Consider the following 15,668-nt stretch of genomic DNA (forward strand, 5'->3'; position numbering starts at 1 on the left):
TGTGAAAACGCCTGAACGAGACCCAGCCATGAGTGAAGAGATTCTGATCAATATCACGCCGATGGAATCGCGCGTGGCGGTGGTAGAGAACGGTGTTCTGCAAGAAGTGCATGTGGAGCGCACCCAGAAGCGCGGGATCGTCGGCAATATCTATAAAGGCAAGGTGGTGCGCGTATTGCCGGGCATGCAGGCGGCGTTCGTCGACATCGGCCTGGACCGCGCCGCCTTCATTCATGCTTCGGAAATCTCCCTGCGCGAAGGCCCGGCGGTGGAAAGCATCAGCGCCCTGGTGCACGAAGGGCAGAGCCTGGTGGTGCAGGTCACCAAGGACCCCATCGGTTCCAAGGGCGCCCGGCTGACTACCCAACTGTCGATTCCGTCGCGGTACCTGGTGTATATGCCGCGCACCGCCCATGTCGGTATTTCCCTCAAGATCGAGGATGAGGCCGAACGCGAGCGCCTGAAGAAGGTGGTCAGCGACTGTGTCGCCGCCGAGGGCATCAAGGAAGCCGGTGGTTTTATCCTGCGCACCGCCGCCGAGGGCGCGGGCGCCGATGAAATCCTGATGGATATCCGCTACCTGCGGCGTCTGTGGGACCAGATCGCGGCGCAGATTCAGACCATTGGCGCGCCAAGCGTCATCTATGAAGACCTCGGCCTGGCGTTACGTACCTTGCGCGATCTGGTCAGCCCGAAAATTGAGAAAATTCGCATCGACTCGCGGGAAACCTTCCAGCGCACCACGCAATTCGTCGCCGAGCTGATGCCGGAAATTGCCGACCGCCTCGAGCACTATCCGGGCGAGCGGCCGATCTTCGACCTGTATGGCGTCGAAGACGAAATCCAGAAAGCCCTGGAGCGCAAGGTCCCGCTCAAGTCCGGTGGCTACCTGGTGGTGGACCCGGCAGAAGCCATGACCACCATTGACGTCAACACGGGCGCGTTCGTGGGGCACCGCAACCTCGAAGAGACCATCTTCAAGACCAACCTTGAAGCTGCCACGGCGATTGCGCGCCAACTGCGCCTGCGTAACCTGGGCGGCATCATCATCATCGACTTCATCGACATGGAAGACGCAGAGCACCAGCGCCAGGTACTGCGCACCCTCGAAAAACAGCTGGAACGCGATCACGCCAAGACCAACATCATCGGCATCACTGAGCTGGGCCTGGTGCAGATGACCCGCAAGCGCACCCGCGAGAGCCTTGAGCAAGTGCTGTGCGAACCCTGCAGCAGTTGCCAGGGCCGGGGTAAATTGAAAACCCCGGAAACGGTCTGCTACGAAATTTTCCGTGAAATCCTACGGGAGGCACGCGCCTATCAGGCCGAAGGTTATAGAGTGCTCGCCAACCAGAAAGTGGTCGATCGCCTGCTCGACGAAGAGTCGGGCAACGTCGCCGAACTGGAGGGGTTTATCGGGCGCACTATTCGTTTTCAGGTCGAAACCATGTATTCCCAGGAACAATACGACGTGGTGCTGCTCTGATCCCCATTCGTTTTTCTTTTCCGAGACCGGCAGGCATTGATCTGTCGTCCGACTACCGCTTTGAGGGTCGCCTGACATGGAGCGTCTGATACGCTTTTTTGCCGCTTTGACCCGTTGGGGGCTGGGCCTGTGTGCCTTACTGCTGGTTTCGGCGGCGGTGTACGTGAGCCTGGGGCGTGAATTGACCCCGCTGGTGGCCGAATACCGCGCTGAAGTCGAAACCAAGGCCCAGGCTGCGGTGCAGATGCCGGTGCATATCGGTAGCCTCGAAGGCCGCTGGAGCGGGTTTGCGCCGATCTTGCTGGCCCACGACGTGATGGTCGGCGAGGGCAGCAGTGCGTTGCGCCTGGACCAGGTCGAGGTGGTGCCCGACCTCTGGGCCAGCCTGATGGCCCGTGAAGTACGCATCGCCCATCTGCAAGTCAGCGGCTTGCAGCTGAGTGTCAAGGAAGACCAGGACGGCAGTTGGACGCTGCAGGGCTTGCCGTTACAGGACAGCCCGTCACTGGACCCGCAACAACTGCTCACCCGTATGCAAATGGTCAAGCGCGTTTCGGTGCTCGACAGCCAGGTGACCTTGCAACCGTTCGACCGGGCGCCGGTGACCGTAACGTATGTAGGCCTGAGCCTGCACACCGGCATGGCCCGGCAGCGCCTGGACGCGCGCCTGACGCTGCCCGACGGCCAACCGCTCGCCCTGAGCCTGCGCAGCCGTATACGCGCCAGCCAATGGAAAGACGCTGAGGTCGAGGCCTACCTGAGCCTGCCTCAAAGCGACTGGGCCAAGTGGATTCCATCCCGGCTGACCCAACAATGGAAGCTCACCCAGCTCAAGGCCGGCGGTGAGTTCTGGCTCAACTGGGCCAACGGCACCGTGCAAAGCGCGGTGGTGCGCCTAAATTCGCCGCAGGTAAAGGGCAGCTATGCCGAGCGTCAGCCGGTGCATATCGAAAACCTGGCCCTGACCGCGTATGTGCAACGCAGCGACAGCGGCCTCAAGGTGCTGTTGGATTCGCTGGCGATGAACATCGGCGAAACCCGTTGGGAATCGCGCGTGCAACTGCAGCAGAGCCTGGCCACCGATAAAACCCAGGAAGAGTGGAAACTCCAGGCCGATCGGCTCGACCTGACCCCCATCACGCCATTGCTCAATGCCCTGGCACCGCTGCCGGAAGGTTTCGCCAAGGCCGTCGAGCACCTGAAAGCCACCGGCTTGTTGCGCAATGTGCTGGTGGACTTCCGCCCCCAGGACACCACCGATCAAAAAGTCAGTTTTGCCGCCAACCTTGAACGTGTCGGTTTTGACGCGTACTTCGGCGCGCCGGCCGCGCGCAATGTGTCCGGCAGCATCAGCGGCGACCTCGGCCATGGCGAGTTGCGCATGGACAGCAAGGACTTCTCCCTGCACCTGTTTCCGATCTTTGCCAAGCCATGGCAATACATCCAGGCCAATGCGCGCCTGACTTGGACGTTGGACAAGCAGGGCTTCACCCTGATCGCGCCGTATATCAAGGTGTTGGGGGAGGAAGGCAAGGTCGCGGCGGATTTCCTGATTCGCCTGCATTTCGACCATAGCCAGGAGGACTACATGGACTTGCGGGTCGGCATGGTCGATGGCGATGGTCGTTTTACCCCCAAGTATCTACCGGCAGTGCTGAGCCCGGCGCTGGATGAATGGTTGCGCACGGCGATCCTCAAAGGCGCGGTAGACGAAGGTTTTTTCCAGTACCAGGGCTCCTTGAGCCACAACGCGCTGCCGGCTTCGCGCAATATCAGCCTGTTCTTCAAGGTGCATGATGCCGAGCTGGCCTTCCAGCCGGGTTGGCCCCATGTGAACAAGGTCAATGGTGAAGTGTTCGTCGAGGAGAGCGGCGTGCGTATCCTGGCCAGCAAGGGCCAACTGCTCGATACCCAGGTCAAGGACGTTTACGTCAATATCCCCCACGCGCCGGCCGGCAAGGACAGCCACCTGCTGCTCACCGGCGGATTTTCCGGTGGGTTGGGCGACGGTTTGAAAATCCTCCAGGAAGCCCCCATCGGTACGGCATCCACCTTTGCGGGCTGGAAGGGCGAGGGCAACCTGCAAGGCAGTCTGGACCTGGACGTGCCCTTGGCCAAAGGCACCGAGCCTAAGATCGTGGTCGACTTCAAGACCGATAAAGCGCGCCTGCAACTGGCGGAGCCCACCCTGGACCTGACCCAGCTCAAGGGTGACTTCCGTTTCGACAGCGCCAAGGGCCTGAGCGGCCAGAATATTTCGGCCCAGGCGTTCGACCGTCCGATCACCGCGCAGATTTTTGCCGAGGGCACACCCGGCAATATCAACACCCGCGTTACCGCCAAGGGGCAGGTGACGGTCAAGCGGCTCACCGACTGGTTGAAAATCAGCCAGCCGCTGCCGGTGTCCGGCGATATTCCGTACCAGTTGCAAGTGATCCTGGACGGCGCGGACAGTCAGTTGATGGTCAATTCCAATCTCAAGGGCGTCGCGGTAGACCTGCCGGCGCCGTTTGGCATGCCGGCGAGCCAGGGCCGTGACAGCACGTTCCGCATGACCTTGCAGGGCGCTGAACGGCGTTACTGGTTTGACTACGGTGAGCTGGCGAATTTCACGTTTGCGGCGCCGCCGGACAACTTCAATGAGGGCCGCGGCGAATTGTTCCTCGGCGATGGCGACGCGGTGTTGCCCGGCGCCAAGGGCCTGCGCATTCGCGGGGTGCTTTCGGAGCTGGACATCGACCCGTGGAAACAACTCGCCAGCCGCTACGCTGGTAACGATCCGGGCGGCAATGCCAAGCAACTGCTCAGTGGCGCTGATTTCAAGGTAGGCAAGCTGACTGGGTTTGGTACTCAGTTCAATCAGGTCAAACTGCAACTGGATCGCAAGCCCGTGGCCTGGGGCCTGCAGTTCGACAGCCAGCAAGCCAAGGGCACGGTCAACCTGCCGGACGCGAAGGGCGCACCTATCGCAATCAACCTGCAGTACGTGAAGCTGCCTGCGGTCGACCCGACCGTACAGGCGGACGAGAACGCGCCGGACCCGTTGGCCGATATCGATCCCAAGGATATTCCGGCATTGGATATCGCCATCGATCAACTGTTCCAGGGCCCGGACCTGGTGGGCGCCTGGTCGCTGAAAGTCCGGCCGACCGCCAAAGGCCTGGCCTTCAACAGCCTGGACCTGGGCCTCAAGGGCATGCAACTCAATGGCGCCGGTGGTTGGGAAGGCGCGCCGGGGGCCAGCAGCAGTTGGTATAAGGGGCGACTGGACGGCAAGAACATTGCCGACGTGCTCAAAGGCTGGGGCTTTGCGCCCACAGTAACCAGCGAGGACTTCCATCTGGACGTGGATGGCCGTTGGCCCGGTTCGCCCGCCTGGGTTGGGCCCAAGCGGTTCTCCGGTAGCCTGGATGCAGCGTTCCGTAAAGGCCAGTTCGTGGAAGTGGAAGGTGGCGCCCAGGCGTTGCGGGTGTTCGGCCTGCTTAACTTCAATTCCATCGGCCGCCGTTTGCGCCTGGATTTTTCCGACTTGCTCGGCAAGGGCCTGAGCTATGACCGGGTCAAGGGCTTGCTCGCAGCCAGTAACGGCGTGTTCGTGACCCGTGAGCCCATCACCATGACCGGGCCGTCCACCAACCTTGAGCTGAACGGCACCCTCGACCTGGTGGCGGATCGCGTCGATGCCAAGTTGCTGGTGACGCTGCCGGTCACCAACAACCTGCCCATCGCGGCATTGATTGTCGGCGCGCCGGCCATTGGCGGCGCATTGTTTCTGATCGACAAGCTGATCGGTGACCGGGTATCGCGCTTCGCCAGCGTGCAGTACACCGTGCAAGGCCCGTGGAAAGACCCGAAAATCACCTTCGACAAGCCATTTGAAAAGCCAAACTGAGAGGCTGTGGAGTAGCATGGCCCCATGCCCTTTACGGAGTGTCGGCCCATGTCCTTTGCGGTAATTCAAATGGTCAGCCAGAGTGATGTGCTGGCGAACCTGGCTCAGGCGCGCCGCCTGCTGGAGAGCGCGGCGGCGCAGGGCGCCAGGCTTGCGGTACTGCCGGAGAACTTCGCCGCAATGGGCCGCCGTGACATGGCTGACATTGGTCGCGCCGAGGCCCTGGGTGAAGGCCCGATCCTGCCATGGTTGAAACAGGCCGCTCGCGACCTCACCTTATGGATAGTGGCCGGCACACTACCGTTGCCACCCAAGGACCAACCGAACGCCAAGCCCAACGCCTGCTCGCTGTTGATCGACGACCGCGGTGAAATCGTCGCTCGCTACGACAAGCTGCATTTGTTCGATGTGGATGTGGCGGATGCCCGGGGTCGTTATCGCGAATCCGACGACTATGCTTTCGGAAGCAACGTGGTGGTGGCGGATACGCCGGTGGGACGCTTGGGGCTGACGGTGTGCTACGACCTGCGCTTCCCCGAGCTGTACAGTGAGCTGCGCGCGGCGGGGGCTGAGTTGATCAGCGCGCCCTCGGCGTTTACGGCGGTGACCGGGGCTGCGCATTGGGATGTGCTGATTCGTGCACGGGCCATCGAAACCCAGTGTTACCTGCTGGCGGCTGCCCAGGGCGGTGTGCACCCGGGGCCACGGGAAACCCACGGGCACGCGGCGATTGTCGACCCCTGGGGGCGGGTGTTGGCCCAACAGGATCGAGGCGAAGCGGTGTTGGTGGCCGAACGCGACAGCAATGAACAGGCGTCGATACGGGCGCGCATGCCGGTGGTCAATCACCGGCGCTTTTTCTCGCAGGGCGCACAGCGACCTGCTTCAGAACGATGAATTTAAGGCCAAACCTATGAGCGAGTTGTTGTCCTCAGTCAGTGAACATCTCCTGGCACCCGGTGGCGTGACCATCGAAAGTCTGCAAACCGTGCTGGGCGATCTGGCCGGACCCGGCATCGACGCGGCCGACCTGTATTTCCAGGGGCAGATTTCCGAGTCCTGGGCGTTGGAAGACGGCATCGTCAAGGAAGGCAGTTTCAACCTTGACCAGGGTGTAGGCGTTCGCGCGCAATCCGGAGAAAAAACCGGTTTTGCCTACAGCAATGCCATTACGTTGGAGGCCCTGGGTCTGGCTGCGCGTGCGGCCCGTTCGATTTCCCGCGCAGGGCAGAACGGCACGGTGCAGGCATTCAGCACCCAGGACGTGGCGCAGTTGTACGCGCCGGACAATCCGTTGGAAGTGATCAGCCGCGCAGAGAAGGTCGAGTTGCTCAAGCGTGTGGACGCGGCGACTCGCGCCCTGGACCCGCGCATCCAGCAGGTCACCGTGAGCATGGCCGGCGTGTGGGAGCGCATCCTCGTGGCGTCTACCGACGGCGGGCTGGCGGCCGATGTGCGGCCACTGGTGCGTTTCAATGTGAGTGTGATCGTCGAGCAGAATGGTCGCCGCGAGCGCGGCGGCCATGGCGGTGGCGGGCGCACCGATTACCGTTATTTTCTCGCCGAGGACCGCGCCATGGGCTACGCCCGTGAAGCGCTGCGCCAGGCACTGGTCAACCTGGAAGCGATTCCGGCGCCGGCCGGTACCTTGCCGGTGGTGCTGGGTTCGGGTTGGTCCGGTGTGCTGCTGCACGAAGCCGTGGGCCATGGGTTGGAAGGCGACTTCAACCGCAAGGGCAGTTCCGCCTATAGCGGGCGTATGGGCGAGATGGTCGCCTCCAAGCTGTGCACCATTGTCGATGACGGTACCTTGGCCGGTCGCCGGGGTTCGTTGAGTGTGGATGACGAGGGCACGCCCACGGAGTGCACCACCCTGATCGAAAACGGCGTACTCAAGGGCTATATGCAAGACAAGCTCAACGCCCGCCTGATGGGCGTGGCGCGCACCGGCAACGGTCGCCGCGAATCCTATGCCCACCTGCCTATGCCACGCATGACCAACACCTACATGCTCGGTGGCCAAAGCGATCCGGCAGAAATCATTGCTTCCGTGAAGCGCGGCATCTACTGCGCCAACCTCGGCGGCGGGCAGGTGGATATCACTAGCGGCAAGTTCGTATTTTCCACCAGCGAGGCGTACTTGATCGAAGACGGCAAGATTAGCGCGCCGGTCAAGGGAGCCACATTGATTGGTAATGGGCCGGAGGCCATGAGCAAGGTGTCGATGGTCGGTAACGACCTGTCGCTGGACAGCGGCGTGGGCACGTGCGGGAAGGATGGGCAGTCGGTGCCGGTGGGCGTGGGCCAGCCAACCTTGAAAATCGATGCGATCACCGTGGGTGGCACGGGCTCGTAAGCCCGCAAGCTTCGGATGGCGAAGGTCGCCACCCGGGGAAGAGGATCAGCGCAGGCCGCGTTGAGTCTCGTCCAGCTCACGGATGTATTTGAAGATTTTACGGCTGGTGGCCGGCGCCTTGTTATGCGCCATTTCATGTTGGGCTTGACGGATCAGGGAGCGCAATTGCTGGCGGTCCGCTTCCGGATAGTCCAATACGAATTTTTCCAGCACTGCGTCATCGCCCTCGATCAGGCGGTCACGCCAACGCTCCAGGTTATGGAAGCGTTCGTTGTACTGGCGAGTGGAGGCATCGGTTTGATCGAGCAAGGCCAGAATGGCGTCAGTATCCTGATCGCGCATCAGCTTGCCGATAAACATGATGTGCCGTTTGCGCGCGATATTCGCGGTGTGCTTAGGCGCATCGGCCAAGGCCCGACGCATTTCGTCGGTCAGTGGCAGTTTTGCAATCAAGTCCTTTTTGAGCGTTGTAAGGCGCTCGCCAAGGTCAACCAGAGCATGCAGCTCACGTTTGACCTGGGTTTTGCTTTTCTCCCCATCGAGGGAGTCGTCGTAAGAATCAACCATGGTGGCAGTCCGCAAAGAAACGCCGCCATGATAACCAGTCGGGGGCCGCTTGTCCGGCCCGGTCGCTCGATGGCCTTAACCGAGAGCAGAATTTGAGTGGAGAAAACCATGAGTGCAGCCCAAAGCGTCGGTCCGCAAGCGTTACCGGCACTGCAGGAACAAGTCGAGCAGATTCTTGCCGAAGCCAAGCGCCAGGGGGCCAGCGCCTGTGAGGTAGCGGTGTCACTGGAGCAGGGACTGTCGACTTCGGTGCGTCAGCGGGAAGTGGAGACCGTAGAATTCAATCGCGACCAAGGGTTTGGGATTACCTTGTATGTGGGCCAGCGCAAAGGTTCGGCCAGTACCTCGGCCAGTGGCCCGGAGGCGATCCGCGAGACCGTTGCCGCCGCGTTGGCAATCGCCAAGCACACCTCTGAGGATGAAAGCTCAGGCTTGGCCGACAAAGCGCTGATGGCCAAGGACCTGCAGGATTTCGACCTGTTCCACGCCTGGGATATCACGCCTGAGCAAGCCATCGAACAGGCGCTGACCTGCGAAGCCGCGGCATTCGACGCCGATGCGCGTATCAAGAACGCCGACGGCACCACCCTGAGTACGCATCAGGGCTGCCGTGTCTACGGTAACAGCCACGGTTTTATCGGCGGCTATGCGTCCACGCGTCACAGCCTGAGTTGCGTCATGATCGCCGAAGCCGACGGCCAGATGCAGCGTGATTACTGGTACGACGTCAACCGTCAAGGCGAGTTGCTGGCCGACCCGGTAAGCATTGGCCAGCGTGCGGCGCAGCGTGCAGCCAGTCGTTTGGGCGCACGCCCGGTGCCCACGTGCGAAGTGCCGGTACTGTTTTCCGCAGAGTTGGCCGGTGGTCTGTTCGGTAGTTTTCTCGGAGCGATTTCCGGCGGCAACCTGTATCGCAAATCTTCATTCCTCGAAGGCGCGATCGGCCAGAAGCTGTTCCCGGAGTGGTTGACCATCGATGAGCGCCCGCACCTGATGCGCGCTATGGGCAGCGCCTCGTTCGACGGCGACGGCCTGGCCACGTATGCCAAGCCGTTCGTTGAGAAGGGCGAGTTGGTGTCTTATATATTGGGCACCTACGCTGGACGCAAGCTTGGCCTGCCAAGCACCGCCAACTCCGGCGGGGTTCACAACCTGTTCGTGACCCATGGCGATGAAGACCAGGCGGCTCTGTTGCGTCGCATGGGGCGCGGCCTGCTGGTGACCGAATTGATGGGCCAAGGGCTGAACATGGTGACGGGTGACTATTCCCGTGGCGCGGCGGGGTTCTGGGTGGAAAACGGTGAGATTCAGTTCGCCGTCCAGGAAGTGACGATCGCCGGCAACATGCGCGATATGTTCAAGCAGATCGTGGCCGTGGGTAACGACCTGGAATTGCGCAGCAATATCCGCACGGGCTCGGTGTTGATCGAGCGGATGACAGTCGCCGGTAGCTGACCTGCAACGTTTCAGCAAAAAGGCGCGCCATATCGATGATGGCGCGCCTTTTTTTGTGCCGCTGGCAGAAAGGATTAATCTGCTGTTCTTGTTTTGATTCTTAATATCATTTAATAATCAATATCATTACTGAATGAGTGTGGATCATGAGTTCTGTCTTGCGTGAGGACCCGTACCTGGAAAGTTGGCGGTGGATGAGTCGTCAGATTCGCTGTGGGCTCGACCCCAATGAGCCTCGCCTGATCGAACATTACCTCAATGAGGGACGCTACCTGGCGTGTTGCACCGCGACCCACCCATGGACGATCGCCGAAACGTCATTTCGATTGCTCATCGACACCGCCAACGATATCGCGCTGCCCTGGCATTGGCGCTCCTCGTGTCTGGACCAGGCCTGGCGCCCCCTGCGAGACCTGGAAAAACTCTCCCACTGTGCCTGCCGCCTCAAGCGCTGGCAGGCCTTCGCCTGGCAATTGGCGACATGCCAATTGCTGCCATCCCTCTCTCACGCCGACTTGGTGCAAGGATCTGATGATGAGTAACACCCGTATCGAACGCGACAGCATGGGCGAACTGCAAGTCCCCGCCGAGGCCTTGTACGGTGCGCAAACCCAGCGCGCGGTGAACAACTTTCCGATCAGCCATCAGCGTATGCCCGCGCAGTTCATTCGCGCGCTTATCCTGGCCAAGGCCGCTGCCGCCAGGGCCAACGTCGACCTCAAGCAAATCAGCGAAGGGCAGGGCAAGGCCATTGTCGATGCTGCCCAAGGCTTGCTGGAAGGCGACTACATGCAGCATTTCCCGGTGGATATCTTCCAGACCGGCTCCGGCACCAGCTCCAACATGAATGCCAACGAAGTGATTGCGACCCTGGCCAGCCGGTTGCTGGGTGAGGTGGTAAACCCCAATGACCACGTCAACTGCGGACAAAGCAGCAACGATATCATCCCGACCACCATTCATGTCAGCGCCGCGCTGGTGCTGCACGAGCAAACACTGCCGGCCTTGCTGCACCTGGTGCAGGTGATCGAGCAAAAGGCCGAAGCGGTCCACCCGTTTATCAAGACCGGTCGTACCCACTTGATGGATGCCATGCCGGTGCGCATGAGCCAGGTGCTCAATGGCTGGGCGCAGCAGCTCAAGGCCAATGTCGGCCACCTGCAAGACCTGCTGCCGGCGCTGCAAGCGCTGGCCCAGGGTGGCACGGCGGTAGGCACCGGCATCAACGCACACCCGGAGTTTGCCGCACGTTTCAGCCAGCACCTGAGCCACCTGACCCAGGTGACGTTCACGCCGGGCAAGAACCTGTTTGCGTTGATTGGCTCCCAGGACACCGCCGTCGCCGTCTCCGGCCAGTTGAAAGCCACCGCTGTATCGCTGATGAAGATCGCCAATGACCTGCGCTGGATGAACTCCGGCCCGTTGGCCGGCCTCGGCGAAATCGAGCTGGAAGGTCTGCAGCCGGGGTCGTCGATCATGCCGGGCAAGGTCAATCCGGTAATCCCGGAAGCCACGGCCATGGTGGCTGCCCAGGTCATCGGCAACGATACGGTGATCACCGTCGCCGGCCAATCGGGCAACTTCGAGCTGAACGTGATGCTGCCGATCATCGCCCAGAACCTGCTCAGTAGCCTGGAGTTGCTGGCCAACGCCAGCCGTTTGCTGGCGGACAAGGCCATTGCCAGCTTCAAGGTCAACGAAGCCAAACTCAAGGAGGCGTTGTCGCGCAACCCGATCCTGGTCACCGCCCTCAATCCGATCATTGGTTACCAAAAGGCCGCTGAAATCGCCAAGCAGGCTTATCAGCAGGGTCGTCCGGTGATCGATGTCGCCCTCGAACACACCGACTTGCCGCGCAGCCAACTGGAAGTCCTGCTGGACCCGGAAAAGCTTACGGCGGGCGGCGTGTAATCACCGACCCTGTTTTGGAGGCTCACCATGGAGCACTGGAAACGCACGATCGAACGGGCCAATCGCTGTTTTATGGCGGGCGAGCTGGTGGACGCACGCGAGGCCTATTTGCAAGCCCTGGCCCTGGCCCAAGTGTTGTTCGAACGCTGGGCGGACGCCGATGAAGCCGTGGCGGCTTGCGTCATTTCCCATCACAACCTGGCAGACCTGCACCTGCGCCTGAACCAGCCTGAAGAAAGCGCGGAATACCTCTGCGCCATTCACCAGCGCCTGCTGCAGACCATGCAGGACCCACGCCTCAGTCCGCAGTTGCGCGAGGCCGCGTTGCGCCAGAGCAGCAAAACCTATGTCGAACTGTTGAATTTCATCAGCGATCACGGCGAGTACCCGCGCACCCATCGCTTGCTGGGCGGTGCCGCGTCGCAACCGACCCCCTCTCACTATGGAGCACATTGATATGACCTATACCCTGCCGGCTTTGCCTTACGCCTACGACGCCCTCGAACCCCATATCGATGCGCAAACCATGGAGATTCACTACACCAAGCATCACCAAACCTACATCAATAACCTTAATGCCGCCGTCGAAGGCACCGAGTTCGCTGGCTGGCCGGTGGAGAAGCTGGTTTCCAGCGTCGAAAAATTACCGGAGCAATTACGCGCTGCCGTGGTCAACCAAGGAGGTGGGCATGCCAACCACTCGCTGTTCTGGGCGGTCATGTCGCCCACAGGTGGCGGAAAGCCTGAGGGGGAACTGGGCAAGGCGATCGACGAGCAACTGGGGGGCTTCGACAGTTTCAAGGAGGCCTTTACCAAAGCGGCGTTGACCCGTTTCGGCAGCGGCTGGGCCTGGTTGAGTGTCACCCCGCAGAAGACCTTGGTGGTGGAAAGCAGCGGCAACCAGGACAGCCCGCTGATGAGCGGCAACACGCCGATCCTCGGTTTGGACGTTTGGGAGCACGCTTATTACCTGCTGTATCAAAACCGACGACCGGAGTATATCAATGCATTCTATAGCGTCATTAACTGGCCCGAGGTCGCCGCGCGCTACCAGGCCGCTTTGGCCTGATAGTCACCCTATAACAAGATCTAAGGCCGACTATGGGCACTGAAACACTGGCGATTAGCAGCGTGCGATTATTTCGCTACGCGTTTGGCTCCCTGCTTGTATTAGTCGGTACGGCATTATTGGTGGCCCATGGGCTGGCTTGGCTCGACTTGGAGCCGCGCATCTTGCGCGCCTTGCAGGGCGGAGCGATCTGCGCACTCGGTACCGCGTTGGGCGCGGTGCCGGTGCTGGTGATTCGCCGAATGCCAGCGGCGTTGAGCGATACCTTGCTGGGGTTTGGAGCAGGGGTAATGCTGGCGGCGACCGCCTTTTCGCTGGTCGTGCCCGGCATTGCCGCCGCTGAAAGCCTGGGGCTCTCGCCGTGGGGTGCGGCTGGCTTGATCAGCTTCGGCATCATGCTGGGTGCATTCGGGCTGTATCTGGTAGACCGCAAGGTGTCCGGCGCCAGCCCGGAAATGTTGGTGGGCACGCCGGATAAGCCGGTTATTCCGCCGCGCATCTGGCTCTTCGTGTTTGCCATCATTGCCCACAACATCCCGGAAGGCATGGCTGTAGGAGTTTCTGCGGGTGGCGGCATGGCGGATGCCGACAGCCTCGCCATGGGCATTGCCCTGCAGGACGTGCCGGAAGGCCTGGTGATTGCGCTGGTATTGGCTGGGGCGGGGATGTCGCGGATCAAGGCGTTCCTGATCGGCGCTGCGTCCGGTTTGGTCGAACCGGTATTTGCAGTGCTGTGCGCGTGGTTGGTGAGCCTTGCCGAAGTGCTGTTGCCCCTGGGGCTGGCGCTGGCTGCTGGCGCGATGCTGCTGGTGGTGACCCATGAGGTCATCCCCGAGTCACGCCGAAACGGTCACGATAAGCTCGCCAGCCTGGGGTTGTGCATCGGGTTCTGCTTGATGATGATGATGGATACGGCGTTGGGTTGAAGCTTGCTCCTACAGCGCAAGGCGGTTATTCGCCTTCATCAAAGTAGTTATTGATCAGCTTCACCAGCGCGTCCATGGCTTCCTGCTCTTGTTCGCCTTGGGTTTCCAGATGGATCTTGGTGCCTTTGCCTGCGGCAAGCATCATCATCGCCATGATGCTTTTACCGTCGACCATCGTTTCCGGCGTGCGCCCGGCGCGGATCTGGCAGGGGAACTGCCCGGCAACGCCGACAAACTTGGCTGAAGCCCGGGCGTGCAAACCCAGCTTGTTGATGATTTCAATTTCCCGAGCCGGCATCGCAGTGGTGTTCCTTTCAGCTAAGGTCGCGGTGGCGAACCTGGACATTCTTGAGGGTTTGTTGCAGCGCCTGGCCGAGCCGTTCCGTCAGGTAGACGGAGCGGTGGTGGCCACCGGTGCAGCCAATGGCAATGGTGACATAGGCGCGATTGCTCGCGGCAAAGCGCGGCAGCCATTTGAGCAGGTAGGTGGAGATGTCCTGGAACATCTCTTCCACATCCGCTTGTGCCGCCAGATAGTCGATCACGGGCTGATCGAGCCCGGACTGATCGCGCAATTCCGGTTTCCAATAAGGATTGGGCAGGCAACGCACGTCGAACACCAAGTCGGCATCCACCGGCATGCCACGCTTGAAACCAAATGACTCGACCAGAAACGCTGTGCCAGGCTCCGGCTGGTTCAGCAATCGCAGTTTGATCGCATCGCGCAGCTGGTACAGGTTCAGGTTGGTGGTGTTGATCTTGAGGTCGGCCAGATCGATGATCGGCCCCAGCAGCTTGGTCTCGTCCTGGATGGCTTCCGCCAGGGAGCGGTTGGCGCTGCTGAGCGGATGGCGTCGACGGGTTTCGGAGAAACGCTTGAGCAGGGTTTCTTCGTCGGCATCCAGGTACAGCACGTCGCAATGAATATGCTTGGCGCGCACTTCCTCAAGCAGTTCGGGGAAGCGCGAGAGATGGCTGGGCAGGTTGCGGGCGTCGATCGACACGGCGACCAGCGGTTGCGCCAGTTCGGTGTGGATCAAGGCGCGCTCGGCCAATTCCGGCAGCAGCCCGGCGGGCAGGTTGTCGATGCAGTAGAAGCCGCTGTCTTCAAGCACATTGAGGGCAGTGCTCTTGCCCGAGCCGGAACGGCCGCTGACGATGATCAAACGCATGATTATTGCCCGCTTTGCTCATCCAGGACGACCTGATACAACGCCTCATTACTCTTGGCACTGCGCAGTTTTTCGCGTACTTCCTTGCGGTCGAGCATGCTGGCGATCTGCCGGAGCAGTTCCAGGTGCGCATCGGTGGCAGCTTGTGGGACCAGCAGAACGAACAGCAGGTCGACCGGAGCGCCGTCGATGGCATCGAAATCGATGGGGTGATCCAGGTGCAGCAGGGCGCTGACCGGTGTTGTGCAGCCTTTGAGGCGGCAGTGGGGGATGGCGATGCCGTTGCCAAAACCGGTCGAGCCAAGTTTTTCACGGGCGATCAGAGCCTCGAAGACATCTTGCATCTCCAGGTCAGGCACTTGGCTGCTGATCAGGTTGGCAATTTGTTCGAGGGCTTTTTTCTTGCTGCCGCCCGGCACGTTCACGAGGGAACGGCCGGGGGTCAGGATGGTTTCAAGTCGGATCATGGGGGGAGAGTTAACGACCTGTACCTTGCATCAGGTGCAGATTCTTTTCCTTATGCTTTTTGAGTTGGCGGTCAAGCTTGTCGGTGAGCAAGTCGATCGATGCATACATGTCTTCATGCTCGGCGTTAGCAACCACTTCGCCACCGGGTATCTGCAGGGTCGCTTCAATTTTCTGCTGAAGCTTATCGACCTTCATGATGACCTGCACGTTGGTGATCTTGTCGAAATGTCCTTCAAGCTTTTTCAGCTTCTGTTCGACGTATTCGCGCATGGGTGGGGTGACTTCTACATGGTGTCCACTGATGTTGACTTGCATACAGCTTCTCCTTCGTTGCCAGTGCATAAAGCGGCAGGCGAAAAGCGCCTG

15 protein-coding genes are annotated in these 15,668 nt (G+C 60.8%); 10 read left to right on the top strand and 5 right to left on the bottom strand.

The annotated features are described in order from the left end of the window. Window positions 1-28 precede the first annotated feature (28 nt). The 4 genes from rng to tldD all read left to right on the top strand — a co-directional run bounded on the left by rng (window position 29) and on the right by tldD (window position 7,734). A complete protein-coding gene (gene rng / locus C4J90_RS04385; protein WP_124361301.1) occupies window positions 29-1,486 on the top strand; it encodes a ribonuclease G in 1,458 nt (485 codons plus the stop codon). A gap of 76 nt (window positions 1,487-1,562) precedes the next feature. Next, complete coding sequence (locus tag C4J90_RS04390) at window positions 1,563-5,378, top strand: YhdP family protein (protein WP_124419296.1); 3,816 nt, start codon at window positions 1,563-1,565, stop codon at window positions 5,376-5,378. A 48-nt stretch (window positions 5,379-5,426) separates the two neighbouring features. Then, on the top strand, window positions 5,427-6,275 hold the full coding sequence (locus tag C4J90_RS04395) for a carbon-nitrogen hydrolase family protein (protein ID WP_124419297.1): 849 nt from the start codon (window positions 5,427-5,429) through the stop codon (window positions 6,273-6,275). Between the two features lie 16 nt (window positions 6,276-6,291). Next, window positions 6,292-7,734 (top strand): metalloprotease TldD, encoded by a 1,443-nt coding sequence (gene tldD / locus C4J90_RS04400; RefSeq protein WP_124419298.1) that lies wholly within the window; start codon window positions 6,292-6,294, stop codon window positions 7,732-7,734. A 45-nt stretch (window positions 7,735-7,779) separates the two neighbouring features. Here the strand turns inward: tldD and yjgA are convergent, their stop codons facing one another. Beyond that, on the bottom strand, window positions 7,780-8,301 hold the full coding sequence (yjgA, locus tag C4J90_RS04405; protein WP_124361305.1) for a ribosome biogenesis factor YjgA: 522 nt from the start codon (window positions 8,299-8,301) through the stop codon (window positions 7,780-7,782). A 108-nt stretch (window positions 8,302-8,409) separates the two neighbouring features. On the opposite strand from yjgA, the gene pmbA reads away from it, so the two are divergent. The 6 genes from pmbA (at window position 8,410) to C4J90_RS04435 (ending at window position 13,662) form a co-directional block, all read left to right on the top strand. Further along, the gene (gene pmbA, locus C4J90_RS04410; protein WP_124361306.1) at window positions 8,410-9,756 is read left to right on the top strand and encodes a metalloprotease PmbA; all 1,347 of its coding nucleotides are present in this window, start codon (window positions 8,410-8,412) and stop codon (window positions 9,754-9,756) included. A 146-nt stretch (window positions 9,757-9,902) separates the two neighbouring features. Next, window positions 9,903-10,298, top strand: coding sequence for a FagA protein (locus C4J90_RS04415; RefSeq protein ID WP_124361307.1), 396 nt, complete (start codon window positions 9,903-9,905; stop codon window positions 10,296-10,298). Further along, on the top strand, window positions 10,291-11,667 hold the full coding sequence (locus C4J90_RS04420; protein WP_124409055.1) for a lyase family protein: 1,377 nt from the start codon (window positions 10,291-10,293) through the stop codon (window positions 11,665-11,667). The genes C4J90_RS04415 and C4J90_RS04420 overlap by 8 nt, the downstream gene beginning before the upstream one ends. 27 nt (window positions 11,668-11,694) lie before the next feature. Next, entirely contained in the window at window positions 11,695-12,123 is a 429-nt protein-coding gene (locus C4J90_RS04425) for a hypothetical protein (protein WP_124361309.1), read from the top strand. 1 nt (window position 12,124) lies between these two features. Then, window positions 12,125-12,736, top strand: a complete 612-nt coding sequence (locus tag C4J90_RS04430) for a superoxide dismutase (protein WP_124369664.1) — start codon at window positions 12,125-12,127, stop codon at window positions 12,734-12,736. Window positions 12,737-12,768: 32 nt separating this feature from the next. Then, window positions 12,769-13,662: a ZIP family metal transporter gene (locus tag C4J90_RS04435; protein WP_124361311.1), complete on the top strand. Its 894-nt coding sequence runs from the start codon at window positions 12,769-12,771 to the stop codon at window positions 13,660-13,662. Window positions 13,663-13,687: 25 nt separating this feature from the next. Here C4J90_RS04435 and C4J90_RS04440 read toward each other — a convergent pair whose 3' ends face one another. Genes C4J90_RS04440 through hpf form a run of 4 tightly spaced genes read right to left on the bottom strand, consistent with a single transcriptional unit; the run spans window position 13,688 to window position 15,617 of the window. Further along, a complete protein-coding gene (locus tag C4J90_RS04440) occupies window positions 13,688-13,960 on the bottom strand; it encodes an HPr family phosphocarrier protein (RefSeq protein ID WP_124361312.1) in 273 nt (90 codons plus the stop codon). Window positions 13,961-13,976: 16 nt separating this feature from the next. Continuing rightward, on the bottom strand, window positions 13,977-14,834 hold the full coding sequence (gene rapZ, locus C4J90_RS04445; protein WP_124419299.1) for an RNase adapter RapZ: 858 nt from the start codon (window positions 14,832-14,834) through the stop codon (window positions 13,977-13,979). A gap of 2 nt (window positions 14,835-14,836) precedes the next feature. After that, window positions 14,837-15,301, bottom strand: coding sequence for a PTS IIA-like nitrogen regulatory protein PtsN (gene ptsN, locus C4J90_RS04450; RefSeq protein ID WP_124361314.1), 465 nt, complete (start codon window positions 15,299-15,301; stop codon window positions 14,837-14,839). Window positions 15,302-15,311: 10 nt separating this feature from the next. Further along, a complete protein-coding gene (gene hpf / locus C4J90_RS04455) occupies window positions 15,312-15,617 on the bottom strand; it encodes a ribosome hibernation-promoting factor, HPF/YfiA family (protein WP_057724572.1) in 306 nt (101 codons plus the stop codon). Between the last annotated feature and the right edge of the window lie 51 nt (window positions 15,618-15,668).

It is taken from the genome of Pseudomonas sp. R2-60-08W, assembly GCF_003852335.1.
In the GTDB taxonomy this organism is placed as follows: Bacteria; Pseudomonadota; Gammaproteobacteria; order Pseudomonadales; family Pseudomonadaceae; genus Aquipseudomonas.

Excerpts from the sequence above, each read along its gene's own strand:
- C4J90_RS04425 (WP_124361309.1), top strand. The coding sequence starts at position 11,695 with ATGGAGCACTGGAAACGCACGATCGAACGGGCCAATCGCTGTTTTATG.
- ptsN (WP_124361314.1), bottom strand. The coding sequence starts at position 15,301 with ATGATCCGACTTGAAACCATCCTGACCCCCGGCCGTTCCCTCGTGAAC.
- pmbA (WP_124361306.1), top strand. The coding sequence starts at position 8,410 with ATGAGTGCAGCCCAAAGCGTCGGTCCGCAAGCGTTACCGGCACTGCAG.
- C4J90_RS04390 (WP_124419296.1), top strand. The coding sequence starts at position 1,563 with ATGGAGCGTCTGATACGCTTTTTTGCCGCTTTGACCCGTTGGGGGCTG.
- rng (WP_124361301.1), top strand. The coding sequence starts at position 29 with ATGAGTGAAGAGATTCTGATCAATATCACGCCGATGGAATCGCGCGTG.
- C4J90_RS04420 (WP_124409055.1), top strand. The coding sequence starts at position 10,291 with ATGAGTAACACCCGTATCGAACGCGACAGCATGGGCGAACTGCAAGTC.
- C4J90_RS04395 (WP_124419297.1), top strand. The coding sequence starts at position 5,427 with ATGTCCTTTGCGGTAATTCAAATGGTCAGCCAGAGTGATGTGCTGGCG.
- rapZ (WP_124419299.1), bottom strand. The coding sequence starts at position 14,834 with ATGCGTTTGATCATCGTCAGCGGCCGTTCCGGCTCGGGCAAGAGCACT.
- yjgA (WP_124361305.1), bottom strand. The coding sequence starts at position 8,301 with ATGGTTGATTCTTACGACGACTCCCTCGATGGGGAGAAAAGCAAAACC.
- C4J90_RS04430 (WP_124369664.1), top strand. The coding sequence starts at position 12,125 with ATGACCTATACCCTGCCGGCTTTGCCTTACGCCTACGACGCCCTCGAA.
- C4J90_RS04415 (WP_124361307.1), top strand. The coding sequence starts at position 9,903 with ATGAGTTCTGTCTTGCGTGAGGACCCGTACCTGGAAAGTTGGCGGTGG.
- C4J90_RS04440 (WP_124361312.1), bottom strand. The coding sequence starts at position 13,960 with ATGCCGGCTCGGGAAATTGAAATCATCAACAAGCTGGGTTTGCACGCC.
- C4J90_RS04435 (WP_124361311.1), top strand. The coding sequence starts at position 12,769 with ATGGGCACTGAAACACTGGCGATTAGCAGCGTGCGATTATTTCGCTAC.
- hpf (WP_057724572.1), bottom strand. The coding sequence starts at position 15,617 with ATGCAAGTCAACATCAGTGGACACCATGTAGAAGTCACCCCACCCATG.
- tldD (WP_124419298.1), top strand. The coding sequence starts at position 6,292 with ATGAGCGAGTTGTTGTCCTCAGTCAGTGAACATCTCCTGGCACCCGGT.